This window comes from Corynebacterium sp. LaCa_282, assembly GCF_057198125.1.
In genome coordinates this window covers 2,296,358-2,311,206 of the sequence record NZ_CP191095.1, presented here as the reverse complement: position 1 = coordinate 2,311,206, position 14,849 = coordinate 2,296,358, and the positions used below count along the sequence as shown (strand labels likewise).

The window sequence follows — 14,849 nt, the reverse complement described above, 5'->3', positions numbered from 1 at the left end:
CCAGAGAGTGTCTGATGGTTTGTGTGTGGGTACCTAACCTGCATGAGGAGATGGACCAGAATGACTACTGTGGCGAGACGAGATCCGGCTGATAAGGCCAAGATTGATGCGATTGAAAAGAAGCTGCTTGCTAATCCTGACATCGCGAAACTGATTGATGACCTAGGCACGTCCACAACGGATGCCAACGACCTAGTTCGCGGCATGTTACAAGCCTCGATTACCAGGGGACTCAACGCTGAAATGGATGCCCACCTGGGCTACGAGTCTGGCGACAGGAGCGCTAAAGCTGCAGCTAGAACAGACAATTACCGCAACGGGTCGTATCCAAAGACCGTGGATTCTAACTACGGGCCAGTCACCGTTGATGTCCCTCGGGATCGGGCTGGAACATTCTTTCCGACTATGGTCCCTAAAGGTTCTAGGCGCTTGACTGATGTTGATGACATGATCGTCAGCTTGTATGCCGGTGGGATGACAATTAGGGATATCCAGCATCATATGGCAACGGCGATGCGTGTCGATATTTCCCATGAGACGATTTCTGCGGTTACTGACGCCGTGCTCGATGAGGTTATGGTCTGGCAAAACCGCCAGCTAGACGAGTTCTACCCCGTGGTTTTCCTGGACGCGTTGCGCATTAAAGTCCGCGACGACGGCCGAGTAGTCAACAAATCTGCGTACATGGCAATCGGCGTGGATCTCGACGGTATTAAGCACATTTTAGGATTGTGGATTGCCAAGGAAGAAGGCGCTTCATTCTGGGCGCAGGTATGCGCCAACTTTTCTAACCGTGGGGTCAAGGACGTCTTTATCGTCTGCTGTGACGGGCTGAAAGGCCTGCCAGAGGCAGTTGAGGCAACCTGGCCGAACTCTATGGTGCAAACCTGTATCGTGCACCTGATTCGCGCCGCTAACCGGTGGGTAGCCTACGGGGATCGCCGGGGCGTATCAGCCGCGTTGAAAAAGATTTACACTGCCACGGACGAGCCCACAGCACAGGTTGCTTTAGACGAATTTGAAGCCTCCGAGCTGGGTGAGAAATATCCCCGCTCAGTCAAGGTCTGGCGTGATGCGTGGGCGCGTTTCGTACCGTTTCTGCAGTTCCCACCAGCAGCCAGAAAGGTAATCTATACGACGAACTCCATTGAGTCGTTCAACAACCAGCTGCGTAAAGCTACCCGCAACAGGGTGCAGTTCACCAACGATGAATCAGCGATAAAGACGCTGTGGTTGATGATCTGCAACATCGAAGACAAACGAGCCGCAAAGAGGGCAAAGCAAGGCAAACGAGTCTCAGCGACAGCCGGCAGACTCATGGAAGGAGCCCGAGTTTCCGGCTGGAAACAAGCCATTAACCAAATGGCCGTGGCCTACCCCGACAGCTTCGACAAATACCTATAAACCCAGCCCCACACACAAACAACTTGACACGCTCTGAGCTGACTTACTGGGCAGCTAAGCACGATACTGTCGAGGCGTTCATCCCACCGGGAATGCCCTGGCATAACGGGTTTGTGGAGTTCTTCCACAACCGGCTACGTGACGAGCTGTGAGAGGACGAGATATTCGACTACCCCCGCCCATGCGTCGCGTTGCCTGCGACTGTGGTCACAGCGCTATAATACCTATTATCCTCATTCGAGCCTAGGGTTTATCCCGTCGACTGAGTACGCTAACCAATGGTACCAAACCCAGGAAGGCACTCAAACCGCCCGGTCCTAAAACCGGCCCGGACCATATAGTCACTGAGCCGAGATTAATGGCATAGTACCTGGAGCACATCATGTTCACATTACTGCATCAATAAATCCTGTTTGACACTCCGCGAGTTGCGGCGGGTCAAGAGGTTGACCCGTGAGAATTACCCATTCCGGAAATCCGGCGCTGGGTTCATGCTGCGCGCATGAGCTTTCAGTCGCGGGTGCCAAACATTGAGAGACACGATGCAGGATTATAATACTTCTGATCAAAAATTTTGGACCATCGTACGCAAGAACCATCCTGACTATCTACGGTGGTTCTTCGCTGATACAGCAAGCGCCTTGGGGGCATCCCTCGTAGCTATCCCTATTTCACTTGCGAGCTACTACCTCACTGGGAGCTTAAGTCAAGCGGGAGTGATTGGCGCCGCAAGCTCGGCGGGATCGATGATCATGACGATCCCAGCCGGCATGATCATCGATCGTTTTAACAAGAAGAAGTTACTTTTCTTCTATGGGCTGAGCCAAATTGGCATCTGGTCAACCTTCTCGTTACTGCTTTACTTGGGCAAATTCACTTTCATGCTTTTGTTCTTCTTTAGCCTGTTTGCAGGAATGATTACAGGCACCTTCGGAGGCCTAACCAACGCCATTTTGAGATTCATCATTCCTGAGAATTTGCTTGTTCAAGCGCAAGGCCGTAACCAAACTCGAGACAACATTATCTGGATGGTCGGACTACCTTTAGGCGGCTTTCTCTACGGTCTAGCCCCAGTTATTCCCTTTATCGTACAAACTTTGTGTGGGTTGGGTCCGCTTTATGCTTCAAGAACCATCAGTATGGACCTGGGGAGGTCAAGTAGTGAACAACAGTATTCGTTTCGAGAGTTCTGGTCCGATAGCAAATATTCTTTGACTTGGATTTGGAAATATCCGATGCTCCGAACAATCTTCAGCATCGATATTTTCTCCAACTTCGCCAATTTTTTCCTCATCGCGTCCGTTGACCTATGGCTGGCATACCTCAAAGTTGATGGTTGGATAATCGGCCTCACCTCAGCCATGTTCGCCCTTGGAATGATTGTTGGAGGACTTCTTCAAGACCGCCTCATCAAGCAATTTCCAGGAAGAAACATCATCCGAGTAACGATGTTTTGGGAGCTACTGTGGTATCTGTTCCTTCTTATATTTTCTCAGTATTGGCCACTTATTGCAGTTGCAGCATTTTTCATCGTAGTTCCCTCCATTGCCTGCAACTCATACTCCGGGGGAGTGCTTGCGTTATCAGCACCTCCCGAAAAAATAGGAAAATGCTCGGCAGGAGCGCGTCTGATGATGGGGTTGCTACCAATCATCGCGTCCGCCAGCGCGGGTGCAATTCTCGCCGCAATGGGTTTTCAGGCAAGCATGGCGCTATGTGCTCTGTGCTCGGTTATCTCCTGTTTGATAGCGGCAATTTCAGTCCTGCGCACACTACCTAAGGCATCCGAGTTCAATTTGCTCCCCGTATGCGAGTAAGTCTCAAGGTCATCTACCAAGAGGGTCTCTGATGGTTTGTGTGTGGGTTCCCAACCTGCCTGAGGGGATGGACCAAGATGACTACTGTGGCAGGACGAGAATTAAGCTCATAAGACCAAGATCGATGCGATTGAAAAGAAGCTGCTTGCTCACCCTGAAATCGCAAAACTGATTGATCACCTAGGAACGGTTGCATCTCCTTCCGTCGCACGGTGAGGCCGGGAAAGTGGGTGCACTCTTCTGTGGTCGGCGGGAGAGTGGGGCGGCAATATTGGCCGGGGGTAATAACGGCATTTATAAGACACAGGGCATGCAAACTGTTGATACAGCAACCTCCCAGACTTCTATTGTAGAAAAAGAGAGTCGTTATAAATATGGGTCGTGGTGGAAAACACTGCGTCTCATCACATTGTGAAGGAGAGTGCTAGGTGAGCTCATCATCGCGCATCGTCGGGCTGGATATGGCCCGTTCACTTGCCATTATTGGCATGATTATTTTGCACATGGCCTCGTTGGTATGGAGTACCAAGGTCATTTTGTCGGGTCTTCCGGCCGCCCTATTTGCCATTATCGCCGGAGTGACGATGATGCTCATTGGCAAGAACTATTCCATGCAGACGCTGTTGCGGCTAATCGCTCGCGGCGCCATCATTACGCTTATCGGATTGGCGCTATTGCCAGTCGGTGGGCAAATTCAGGTCGTGCTTATTGCCATGGGTATCACCATGATGGTGGTGTCCTGGGTGCCACCGCTGAATGTGTGGTGGAAGCTGGCACTGTTCTTCGTCGCGGCCATTGCCTCGACCGTGCACTACGCGCCTTTTACCTTGCCGCAGGTCTACCCACTGCTGGCATGGATCGCGTACTTCCTTGCCGGCATGCTGCTGTTCGAGGTCTACATCCGCCCAGGTAGCTACCGCACGGCGCTGCAGTGGATCGTCACCGCCTCCAGTGCCGTGATTGCCGCCGTCGGTACCTACTTCCGCTTCGAGCCGGATATTCCCAGCTGGCTGCGCTTTACCGGCCACACCGGCGTCGCGGGCGAAATCCTGCTCTCCGTTGCAGTGGCCGCCGTAGTGCTGCACCTGTGCCTGCTCATTGGCAGCGCGGTACCCAAGCTCGTCTACCCCTTGGCCGCAATGGGCACGATGTCCCTGACCGTTTATGTCTTGCACGTGCTCTCCGCTTATTACTGGCAAAGCCACATCTCACTGCACAACACCGCGTGGGCGTGGGCATTTATTGGCCTATTCCTCGTACTCGCCACCATCTGGCGGAAATTCCTGGGCCAAGGCCCCCTTGAAAAGGCCGTCTCCTCCGCCGTTAAACTCGCCGTTCCTGCTGGAAAGAAGGACTAACATGTCGCGTAAAATTGCTACCGCTTTGACCACCGCTGGTATCATCGGGATGTTGGCGGCCCCCGCCAGCGCCCTTGAGCACGGCGAACCCGCCCCCGATAACGCCGAGTCCCAGACCGTCGCCGCGCTCAAGATGGGCCGCATAGGCAACTTCGGCGACTGCACCGGCACGCTCGTGGATAGGCAGTGGGTGCTTACCGCCCGCCACTGCCTGCAGTCCGTCAATAACGAAGGCACCCAGGCCCGCTTGGGAGGCAAGGTCTATGACGCGGATTCGTGGGCGCTATCCCCGCTTTCCGATGCCGGACTCCTCCACCTCACCGAGCCCGTCACTGATATCGAGCCGGCCAAGATCTCCACCGATATTCCAGAGACCGGCGACCTTGGCACCCTGTACGGCTGGAGCAGCAGCTCCTCCATGGCGCGCAAGGGCCAGCTGCCGATGGCAGAGATGAAGGTCTCCGAAATCCTGGGCGGCGGGCCAAGCGATGACGCCGCACAGAAGCCAGGCGCCGATAAGGAAGCCCCTGAAGGCTACGAGTCCGTGCCCGCTGAGGAAGCCATGCCCGGTCTCAAGATGCCGGGCGGCTCCAAGCCGGATGCAGACATGAAGGTCCCTGAAGGCTACGAATCCGTGCCGGCCGAAGAGGCCATGCCCGGCCTCAAGATGCCGGGATCTGGTTCGGGATCGGATAAGCCCAAGGTGGTCTCGCCGGGTGCCACCAAGCCGGGCGCCGAGCAGCCGCAGATTGTCAAGCCTGACGGCAACGGTGGGGAAGTAATGCAGCCTGGCCAAGGCGGCATGGCCCCGATGATCAGCAGCCCGATCCTCGATGTCCACTCCACCGGTAATGCCGGCATGCAGGGTGGCGATTCCGGTGGACCGTTCTTTGTTAACGGAAAGCTTGCGGGTCTTGCTACCGCGGGTACCTCCAATGCGGACCCGGATCTGCCCTCCCCAAGCGCGGCTATCACCACGCTCGCCGGCACCAAGGACTGGGTAGACGGCGTGATTAGCGGTAAGGATAAGGACGCCGTCTTGACCGCGGAGACCACGCCTACTCCGCAGGCAACGCCGCAGACCAGCGGCGACCGCCCGTGGATCTACTTCACGGTAGCGGCCATTGGCCTTATCGGTGCCGCGGCGGCCGCGCGCACCTTCGCTACCGGTGCTGGCAACGGTGCCGCCCGCACGTCGCGCCGCTAAAAAATCTCGATGCGCCCGCCCAAGGATTCGGTCTGGCGCAGCTGCGCCACCCACTTCGGGCCGCCGGGGTGCAGGCGCAGCACCGGGCGGGAGGAAATCTTGACCGGGGAGACCGATTCCTTGCGCGCGCCTGACCTGGCTTCGATGCGGGTGTGGGCGCGGTAGCCGGCATCGGTAAGCTCGGCGATGGAAGGCTCGGGGGCGGCGAGTTTCTCCCGGGCATCGTGAAGCAGCTCCAGCGCCTCGTCCAAAGCCTCTACGAGGGCGGGGGCATTGGTCTCGCACATTTGCTGCACGAGGTCAGGGCGGGTGCCCGCCACCCGGGTCGCATCCTTAAAGGACCCGGCGGCCAAGGACTGCGCCAAAATGCCGCCATTATCGCCGACCATGGCGAGCGTTTCCGCAAAAACGTGCGGCAGGTGCGAAATGCGGGCGACCGCCGCATCGTGGTTGGCCACGCGAATGGGGACCGCCTCCGCATGCACCATCTGGGTCATGCGCACGACATCGGTGAAAGTCTCAATCCATTTCTTGGGGATTTTTCCCCCGCTCGCCTCATAATCGGCGGCGTAATCGTAGGTAATGCCCCACGCGGCGCGGCGGAAAAGCCCCGTCTGGGAGTGATCCCACCCAGATTTCGAGGTACCCGCCATGGGGTGCCCTCCCACGTAGCGATCCTCCATGCCGCGGTCACAGACCTGCTGGCGCACGGGGGTTTTCACGGAGACTACATCCGTGATGCCGCAGCTAGGGGCGTGTTCCTGAATGGCATCCAAGACGCTGCCCACCGCGGTCATGGGAACGGCGATCACAATGAGCGCCTCTTCAACCTCGGCGCGGTTAAGCACCGCGGGCAAGTCATCATTGACGTCAAACCCCTGCTTGACTGCGGTGCGGGCGGCGGACGTCGAGTGGTTGTATCCAAATACGTCGTGGTTATAGCCCGCGAGATCGCGCAGCAAGGAACCACCGATGAGGCCGAGGCCGATAATGCAGATGGGGCGTTGAACATCTTGAGAACTCACGGTGACAATTGTGGCACAACACGACTAATCTCACGAGGTATGAGCAACGAAAATTACTCTTTCGCGGTTACCGTCGCCCGCAACGAGGGACAATGGGTCGTGCGCAGCTTCGATGATGACTTTGAGGACCCGCAAACCTCCATCACCGCGGTGCGCTCCCTGCGCTCCGAAGGTGCGGCTTTCGCCCTTCTCTGCGTCGAGGACGCCTACTTCATTGCCGTGCGGCCCGTGCCCGGCGGGGTGAAAATGCTAATTTCGGACGCCACCTACGGCGTTGACGATGACTTTGCCGCGGACTTCATGGAGCTCAATGACTATGAGATTCCAGACGTGGACCCGGAAGAGGCCGAACCCTACGGCGAGGGCGACTTCGATATCTTCGCTGACCTGGGCCTATCCGAGGATCAGGTGGGCTATATCATCGACGATGAGGACGATTGGCCCTCCGATATGCTCCTGCGCATTGCCGGCGACCTGGGCTTTGGGGATGAGCTAGAAGACGTCATTGATAACGCCTAAGCCCCTGCAGCGCGCGCAGGAACGCATGCAGCGCGCCCTCGCGGTGGCGCGCCAAACCCCCGCCGGCGACGTGCCGGTTGGGGCGGTGCTTTATGATGCCGCCGGCCGCGAGCTCGCCACCGGCGTCAACCGCCGCGAGCAATTGCGCGATCCCACCGCCCACGCCGAGATCGAGGCCATCCGCCAGGCGGTGCGCATCCACGGCGATGGTTGGCGCCTGACCGGCTGCGAGCTCGTGGTCACCTTGGAGCCCTGTGCCATGTGTGCCGGCGCCCTGCAAGCCGCGCGGATAAGCTCACTGGTGTTTGGCGCCTTTGAGCCGAAGACGGGTGCGTGCGGCTCGCTTGTCGATATCCTGCGTGCCCCCACCGCCCCCTTTACCCCACAGGTTCGCGGCGGCGTGCTTGAAGAGGACTGCGTGGCGTTGCTAGAAAAATTCTTCACCACTTTGCGCGAAAAGTGGGTATAGTGGCTGTCACACTGTAAGCGACTCATTTAAGGAGAGAGAAAATGGGCGATTTGGAAAACAAGAAGGACGACCTCGCAGGCAAGGCAAAGGAAGCTTTCGGCGAGGCAACCGGTAACGAAGACGTAGCCAACGAGGGCAAGGCCGATCAGGTCGCTTCCGAGGCTAAGGACAAGCTGTCCGATGCTGCTGACAGCATCAAGGACAAGGCCAACGACATCATCGGTGGCCTGAAGAAGGACTAATTTTATAGTCCCTTCCTAGCGAAATCGCTGCGCTGGCTTAGTGCCGGCGCGGCGATTTTGTTGCATCGGGGGTCCTCCCGTAATCTGGAACGCGGTGGCGTGTCCGAGCGGCCGAAGGTGATCGCCTCGAAAGCGATTGTTGGGTAACCCCCAACCGCGGGTTCAAATCCCGCCGCCACCGCGCAAGGCCCCGACCTGTTAATGCAGGTCGGGGCCTATTTTTGTTTTCTGCGGCAGGGGAGCTTGGGTCTTTGGGTAATTTAAGCATCCTGCTTTGCGTGTGCGGCCCGCGAGCGGCGGCGCTGCACGGTAGGGAGGAACCATGTTGCAGTAGCTGCGATGACAGCCATGGTGCCCGCGCTCCACATGAGGTACTTCACGGGGGTAAACCACCACGCCAAGGCCGCGATTACTGCGATGATTGCCCACACTGCGGGGACGAGGAGACTGGGCTGTTCGGCCCACGGTTCCCGGGGGAACCGGCTGCGCGCCTCTGTGCGGATGCGGCGCGGGGCCTTTTGGGATAGGGCGAAGGAGCAGGCGACCACAAAGGCCAAGCCGATGCCAGCGATGAGCAGGCTTCCGCTCACGCCGCCAAACATGAATACGCCGACGGAAAGCGCTAAGGAGAAGCGTTCGCCGATTGTGAGAGGGAAGCTCTGAGTGGGATCGACATCGGGGTAGATGCTGGTGAAGATGTCTCGGTGGGGGTAGTTCTGCATTGTTTTCTTATTGGGGGTAGTTATTGACAGCTGAAAGAAAATCGGTCAGGATATGCTTACCTAAGTAAGCGTAGCCTATACATTCTTTTAGCGAGAAACAAGGTTCTCAACATGATTCGTAAACTGTGGAGGTCGGCGTTCGGTGTCATTGTCGCGGCGTTCCTCATGGCGGGATTCGCCCCGCTTCTATCTTCTACTCCGGTTGCCCACGCAGACGAGGCCTGCACATGGAATTGGGGCCTCAAGCAGTCATTCCGCAGCTACATCAAGGGAAATATTGCCCGCGGTGGCTGGGGTGCCAATGGCATTGGTTTTAAGGGGGACGAAACGGGCGATGGTGCGTTCGTCTTTACCGCGGGAAAGCCTGATGTCTCTGGTGGAAACGTCACGATTCCGTTCAACGGCACGCTGAGCTTTACCGGCCATGAAGGGGTCCTGGACATGACGATGTCGGACTTCAAGGTCAAGGCGTCTGGTAACCAGGCAAAGATCTCCGTGGACTATGTTTCCTACGAATTGAACCGGCAAGACTATAGCCGCGGTAAACAAATCAGAGGCGATGACGAAGTGATCGCCACCATCAATCTGGATAATCCGGTAAAAGACGGAGCTGAAAAGGTAGATTTGGCCGGCTCAACATCCCTGACCTCCGGTGGCGTCAAACTTTTCACTGGATTCTACAAAGAGGGTGAAGTCCTCGATCCGTCCTCCGGGACCATTGCGCTAGATGGTTCTTGCTCTGGCGGCTCTGGTTCCGGTTCCGGTGGCGGTTCGAAGCGCCCATTGACCTCTATCACGGGTTCCTTCACGGGCTTTAATAAGGAAGCCATGGACATCCTGTCTGAGACCAATGACACGATGAACGGTATTACCACGTTTATGGGCAATACCCAGGCATTCCTTGATGAGCTGGAGTCTTTCAATAACCGTGGTGAGTCGAACTCGAATTCGGGTGGCTCTGCTTCGGGTACGTCGAACTCCACTGGAGGAAACTCGGCTTCTACTAACTCTGCATCGGGAAATTCGTCACCGAGTAACTCCGGTTCGGGCGGAAGCGGCGGTGCTTCAGGAACTGGGAAAGCAGCGGGATCGGGTCCTGCGCACTCTGGATCCGCTAACTCCGGCGCCTCGGGCTCAGGTAATTCGGGCGCGGGTGCATCCGGCGGCGACGGTGCCGTCTGTGAAGCTACTGGTGTCACCCAAGCTACAGCACAGTGGGGCGTAAAGAAGTCCTTCCAGTCCTATATCACCGGCTCTATTGCGCAAGGCCGATGGGATCTATCTGGCGTGGGATATGAAAATGGTCGTTTCCAATTCACAGGTAACTCCGGCGCTGTAAAAGATAATGCGGGCTCCGTGCAATATGGCGGAAGCATCCAGTTCTCTGGCCACCACGGCAAGCTGGATCTGAACATTGCCAACTTGGAGATCACCTTCAACGGCAACTCTGGTGAACTCATTGGTGACGTGCGTTCTTCCAATATGGAAGGCGAGAAGAAGGACTTCGGACGCACCGTCATTGGCAGCTTGAACTTTAGCTCCCTCGATGTTGGCTCCGATGCCGTATCTGGTGAAGCTTCAGTATCGCTTTCTGAAACCGGTTCTCACGCCTTCGCCGACTTCTATGAGCCGGGTCTTCAGTTGGATCCGCTGAGCTTCCACGCCACCTTGGGCGGAAGCGCTGATTGCGGCGCCGTATCCGGTGGCGGCGGTGCAAGCTCCGGTTCTGGATCCGGTGGCGCCGGCGCGGGCGGAAATGGAAAGGGCGGCTCTGCTTCCAAGGGCGGCGCTCATGCCGCAGCCGGGGATGCAGCGCATTCTGGTGATTCCTCGCAGGGATACGAGGACGGATCGAACAAGTTCAAGGTCAAGTCCGCCACGTCTCCCGGCGGAAACATGGATAACCCGACCACCTATCTACTGCTGTTCATCGTCGGATTGATCATTGCCGGCGGTTCCACCAGCCGCCTTGTCATGAACAACTCTTAGAAGGATTGCCGTGAAACTCGTTCTTCGTTTCCTCGTGCCGCTCCTGTGCATCTTTAGCCTTACCGCCTGCGGTGTGCAGGGTAGCTACACGGATCAGCTGCCGGATCCCGCCGATCTCTCGGACCCCAGGTCCTTTGAGGGCGTCAGCGATGTCAAAGACTTTGACGATATTGAGCCGGTTACTGATAAGGCGGAGCCAGCGCTTCCGGTGGAGCTTACTGATGCCGATGGTTACGACGTCACCGTCACCGATGCCTCCCGCATCCTCGCGTTGGATATCTATGGCACCTATACGAAGACGCTCAGCGGCTTGGGGCTTGCCGATAATATTGTCGGCCGCACGGTGTCTTCCACCGAGCCCAACTTGGCAGACCTCCCAGTGGTGACCGAAGGCGGCCACAATATCAACGTGGAAGCGGTGCTGGAGCTCAATCCCACCCTTCTTATCGTGGATCACTCCATTGGCCCGCGCGATGCTATCGACCAAATTCGCGCGGCGGGCGTGACCACCGTGGTCATGGAACCTGAGCGCACCATCGATTCCGTGGGTGAAGACATCACCACGCTTGGCGATACCCTCGGCTTACCCGACGAAGCACGCGAACTAGCCGATCGATCCAACAAGGAAATCGAAGAAGCAAGGGAAGCCATCAAGGACTTGGTTCCCGATGATCCGATGCGTATGGCGTTCCTGTACGCACGTGGAAACGGCGGTGTCTTCTTCATCATGGGTGAAGGCACTGGTGCCCAGGACCTGATTGAAGGCATTGGCGGTGTGGATCTGGCTGCGGAAAACAATCTTTCTTATGCAGAACCCGCCAATGCAGAGGCGCTGGCGCGCATCAACCCAGAGGTGATCATCATGATGACAAATGGCTTGGAATCCACCGGCGGCATTGATGGCTTGCTGGAGCGACCTGGTGTTGCTCAGACCACCGCCGGCCAAAAGAAGCGCATTGTAACCATCCCGGACGGTCAGTCGTTGGCCTTCGGTCCCATGACCGGGCAGACGTTGGTGAAGCTAGCAAAGGCTGTGTATGACCCAGACAATGAGTAAGGAGACGGATACCTTCGCGCGCCGGCGGACTCAGCGCACCTGGGTATTCGTACTGCTGGGCATCCTCACCGTTCTCGCGGCACTCATCTCCGTCGTGCTGGGGCAATACTATGTACCGCTGTCTGATCTCTTTCCTATTTTGGCAGCTGGACACGCGCAGGATTCCTTGACCGCCAGCGTGGTGTGGGACATCCGCCTACCGCGCTTGGTCTTGGGGCTTGTGGTGGGCGCAGCCTTGGGCGTAGCCGGTACGTTGATGCAGGCGGTATTTGCCAACCCCTTGGCAGAACCCTCCATTATCGGCGTCACCTCCGGCGCGGGCGTCGGTGCTGCCGTAGTCATCGTCTTTAATATCGAGTTCTTCGGTACCTTCACCGTTCCCGCCGCGGCCTTCCTGACCGCGCTGCTGGTTACCTTCATTATCTATCAGCTGGCGCGCTACAACGGACGCGTGGCCGTGGTACACCTGATTCTCACCGGCATCGCCATCAATGCGGTATGCAACGCGATCATCTCTTTCATGGTGTACCTGGCACCGACCGCAAACCGCGAAGCAATCATCTTCTGGCAGATGGGTTCCCTCAACGGTTCGCAGTGGAAACACGTCTGGGCGGTACTTCCCATCGTGGTGGTAGGCCTCGCGGTGGCCCTGCGCCTGGGCAAGCAGCTGGACGTCCTCGCGCTCGGCGAGCGCGCCGCCGCGCACACCGGCGTAAACGTGCCGCGGCTGCGCATCGTGGCAATCGTGGCATCGGCAGTGCTGACCGCCGCGGCTGTTTCCTTTGCCGGCCTCATCGGCTTTGTGGGGCTTATCGTTCCCCACCTGTTGCGCAGCATCGTCGGGCCAGAAAACCGCATCCTACTGCCCGCCTCCGCCCTGGGCGGTGCCGTCCTCATTGGTTTCGCCGACGTGGCAGCGCGCACGATGATTCCCTTTGCGGATCTTCCCATCGGTATTTTCACTGCCCTGGTGGGCGGCCCAACGTTCTTCATCTTGCTGCGCCGCATGATGCGCAAAGGAGTGCGCTGATGATAAACGTCAAAGACTTAACCGTTCGCGTGGGGGAGCACATCCTCGTGGATCAGGTGTCCTTTACTGCCCAGGCGGGCGAAGTAACCGGACTTATCGGTCCGAACGGTGCCGGTAAATCCACGGTACTTGCCGCCGTAGCCGGAGACATCGATTATTCCGGCGAGATCACCGTGGGTGGACTATCACCCAAGGCACCACCACGGGAGCTCGCGCGCACGCGTGCGGTAATGCTCCAGGACGTCTCGGTGTCCTTCGAATTCCTCGTCCGCGATGTCGTTGCGATGGGGCGTCGCCCTTGGGAGGGAACTGCCTACGCGGACCTTGACGATGCTTTTATTGACGCCGCCCTCGATACCGCCGGCGTCACACACCTCGCGGGCCGAGACATCAGCACGCTGTCCGGCGGCGAGCGCGCCCGCGCTGCCTTCGCACGGGTGCTTGCCCAAAATACCCCGGTTATCTTGCTCGATGAGCCAACGGCCGCGCTGGATATCCGGCACCAAGAACAACTGCTGGGCTCAGTGAAAGCCCTTGCCCGCGAGGCCGGTGTTGCCGTCCTTGTGGTGTTGCATGACCTCAACGCTGCAGCTGCATATTGCGATCACGTCGTATGCCTGTCGTGCGGGGGATTAGCAGCCCAAGGGCGCGTAGATGAGGTCTTTACCAGTCCCACATTGTCGCAAGTGTATGGCTGGCCAATATCCGTCGACGGGCTGCAGGTACACCCACAGCGTGCCACGCCCACCATCAACCCACTCTTCTCACACAATCTGGAGGACTTCCATGTTTAAAAGAATCTTGGTCACCGCCCTTGCGGCGACAGCGCTGACCGTGCCGCATGCTTCTGCGGAAGAAACATGCACCATCGAATCCGGCTCCTTAAATTGGGGCATCAAACACTCGTGGCGCAGCTACATCAAAGGCCCTATTGCCCAAGGTGACTGGACTACTACTGGCTCGGTTCAGGAAAACGGCGAGCCTGACAGTAAAGACTTCACCTTTGGATTTGATGTCGATCCTGAAAAATCGACGGTCACGGTAGATGAGCAGGGCAACGTGACCGCTTCTGAAATCAGGACCAAGGACTCTTCGATTACCTTCACCGGCCATCATGATGCGCTGTACTCCAATGTTAAGAGTCCTTTTGTAAAAACAACTGGGGATGAGGTTCGTCTTGGTAGTGGCTACGAAGCCTATTACGTCGAAGGCAAGCATATGACGCAGTACACTAAGGACGATCAAACCGAAGCCAATAAGCGTACTGGAGAAGGAGCATTTGCTCACGGTAAGGGACAATGGAAGAAGGAAGGTAACACGCTCACCCTCTCCACCGCTGATACTTCCTACGAGCGGCAACCAGGCACGACAGACGAAAAGGCCGAAGGCGTAGATGTACTCTTCATGGGACTTTATGGGCCTAAATATAGCCCCAAGGTTGATGAAGCTCAGCTGACCCTCAACGTTTCCCCTGATTGTGGTCAGAAGAAGAGTCCAGAGCCAGAGGATCAGCATAACCCGGAGGCCCCAGAAGCTCCGCAGGGCGAGGCGCCATCGAAGAGTGAGGAAACGACCCAGAACGAGCCGGCTCCGCAGCCACCGGCGACCTCGCAGGACCAGGCACCATCGAAGAGTGAGGAAACGACCCAGAACGAGCCGGCACCGCAGCCACCAGCGACCTCGCAGAGCCAAGCACCTTCGAAGAAGCCAGAAACCCCAAAGCATACAGAGTCTTCAGAGACTAAGAAGCCGGAACCTAAGAAGCCAGAATCCGATAAACCGGCGAATGAAGCTCCCGAAAAAGGGAAAGATCAGGGGGCCGCAGGTGAAGATTCTACCTTTGGGTCTAAGTTCGCCAAGGTCTGGAACTACATCTTGGGTGTGGTGACTATCGGTAGCATGTTCGCCATCTTGGGGCAGGCCTTTATAAAGTCTGGAGCCCTAGATAGTGTCCGTGCTCTTCTCCATCGATGAAAGTAACGGCCAATCGCTAAAAGCCTAAGCGATGCG

Annotated in this window: 14 protein-coding genes and 1 tRNA gene; 13 read left to right on the top strand and 2 right to left on the bottom strand. The window is 57.3% G+C overall.

Annotation, left to right across the window (positions count from 1 at the left end):
* The first annotated feature begins 60 nt into the window (after positions 1-60).
* The 4 genes from ACP8KU_RS10880 to ACP8KU_RS10865 all read left to right on the top strand — a co-directional run bounded on the left by ACP8KU_RS10880 (position 61) and on the right by ACP8KU_RS10865 (position 5,786).
* Positions 61-1,404, top strand: a complete 1,344-nt coding sequence (locus tag ACP8KU_RS10880) for an IS256 family transposase (RefSeq protein WP_484483745.1) — start codon at positions 61-63, stop codon at positions 1,402-1,404.
* Between the two features lie 542 nt (positions 1,405-1,946).
* Positions 1,947-3,221, top strand: a complete 1,275-nt coding sequence (locus tag ACP8KU_RS10875; RefSeq protein ID WP_005276408.1) for an MFS transporter — start codon at positions 1,947-1,949, stop codon at positions 3,219-3,221.
* A gap of 428 nt (positions 3,222-3,649) precedes the next feature.
* Positions 3,650-4,579, top strand: a complete 930-nt coding sequence (locus ACP8KU_RS10870; protein WP_005280746.1) for a DUF418 domain-containing protein — start codon at positions 3,650-3,652, stop codon at positions 4,577-4,579.
* A 1-nt stretch (position 4,580) separates the two neighbouring features.
* Positions 4,581-5,786 (top strand): trypsin-like serine protease, encoded by a 1,206-nt coding sequence (locus tag ACP8KU_RS10865; protein WP_284624004.1) that lies wholly within the window; start codon positions 4,581-4,583, stop codon positions 5,784-5,786.
* On the opposite strand, the gene ACP8KU_RS10860 is transcribed toward ACP8KU_RS10865, so the two are convergent.
* Positions 5,783-6,811 (bottom strand): prephenate dehydrogenase, encoded by a 1,029-nt coding sequence (locus ACP8KU_RS10860; protein ID WP_284624003.1) that lies wholly within the window; start codon positions 6,809-6,811, stop codon positions 5,783-5,785. The genes ACP8KU_RS10865 and ACP8KU_RS10860 overlap by 4 nt on opposite strands.
* A gap of 39 nt (positions 6,812-6,850) precedes the next feature.
* Here ACP8KU_RS10860 and ACP8KU_RS10855 point away from each other — a divergent pair, with 39 nt between their 5' ends.
* From ACP8KU_RS10855 to ACP8KU_RS10840, 4 genes are all read left to right on the top strand, one after another.
* Positions 6,851-7,330 (top strand): tRNA adenosine deaminase-associated protein, encoded by a 480-nt coding sequence (locus ACP8KU_RS10855; RefSeq protein WP_284623371.1) that lies wholly within the window; start codon positions 6,851-6,853, stop codon positions 7,328-7,330.
* A complete protein-coding gene (locus tag ACP8KU_RS10850; RefSeq protein ID WP_484483744.1) occupies positions 7,317-7,799 on the top strand; it encodes a nucleoside deaminase in 483 nt (160 codons plus the stop codon). The genes ACP8KU_RS10855 and ACP8KU_RS10850 overlap by 14 nt, the downstream gene beginning before the upstream one ends.
* Positions 7,800-7,840: 41 nt before the next feature.
* Positions 7,841-8,041, top strand: a complete 201-nt coding sequence (locus ACP8KU_RS10845) for a CsbD family protein (RefSeq protein WP_005276418.1) — start codon at positions 7,841-7,843, stop codon at positions 8,039-8,041.
* A gap of 93 nt (positions 8,042-8,134) precedes the next feature.
* A tRNA-Ser gene (locus ACP8KU_RS10840) sits at positions 8,135-8,222 on the top strand.
* 79 nt (positions 8,223-8,301) lie between these two features.
* On the opposite strand, the gene ACP8KU_RS10835 is transcribed toward ACP8KU_RS10840, so the two are convergent.
* Complete coding sequence (locus ACP8KU_RS10835; RefSeq protein ID WP_005276419.1) at positions 8,302-8,763, bottom strand: hypothetical protein; 462 nt, start codon at positions 8,761-8,763, stop codon at positions 8,302-8,304.
* 111 nt (positions 8,764-8,874) lie between these two features.
* On the opposite strand from ACP8KU_RS10835, the gene ACP8KU_RS10830 reads away from it, so the two are divergent.
* The 5 genes from ACP8KU_RS10830 to ACP8KU_RS10810 are packed head-to-tail and all read left to right on the top strand — an operon-like array spanning position 8,875 to position 14,813.
* Complete coding sequence (locus tag ACP8KU_RS10830; RefSeq protein ID WP_484483743.1) at positions 8,875-10,752, top strand: HtaA domain-containing protein; 1,878 nt, start codon at positions 8,875-8,877, stop codon at positions 10,750-10,752.
* Between the two features lie 10 nt (positions 10,753-10,762).
* Positions 10,763-11,809 carry a heme/hemin ABC transporter substrate-binding protein gene (locus ACP8KU_RS10825; RefSeq protein WP_484483742.1) on the top strand — a complete coding sequence of 349 codons (1,047 nt, stop codon included), beginning with the start codon at positions 10,763-10,765 and terminating at the stop codon, positions 11,807-11,809.
* Positions 11,790-12,839 carry a FecCD family ABC transporter permease gene (locus ACP8KU_RS10820; protein WP_237799904.1) on the top strand — a complete coding sequence of 350 codons (1,050 nt, stop codon included), beginning with the start codon at positions 11,790-11,792 and terminating at the stop codon, positions 12,837-12,839. The genes ACP8KU_RS10825 and ACP8KU_RS10820 overlap by 20 nt, the downstream gene beginning before the upstream one ends.
* The gene (locus ACP8KU_RS10815) at positions 12,839-13,633 is read left to right on the top strand and encodes a heme ABC transporter ATP-binding protein (RefSeq protein WP_484483741.1); all 795 of its coding nucleotides are present in this window, start codon (positions 12,839-12,841) and stop codon (positions 13,631-13,633) included. Before ACP8KU_RS10820 ends, ACP8KU_RS10815 begins: the two co-directional genes overlap by 1 nt.
* Complete coding sequence (locus tag ACP8KU_RS10810) at positions 13,626-14,813, top strand: HtaA domain-containing protein (protein ID WP_484483740.1); 1,188 nt, start codon at positions 13,626-13,628, stop codon at positions 14,811-14,813. The genes ACP8KU_RS10815 and ACP8KU_RS10810 overlap by 8 nt, the downstream gene beginning before the upstream one ends.
* Positions 14,814-14,849: the final 36 nt, after the last annotated feature.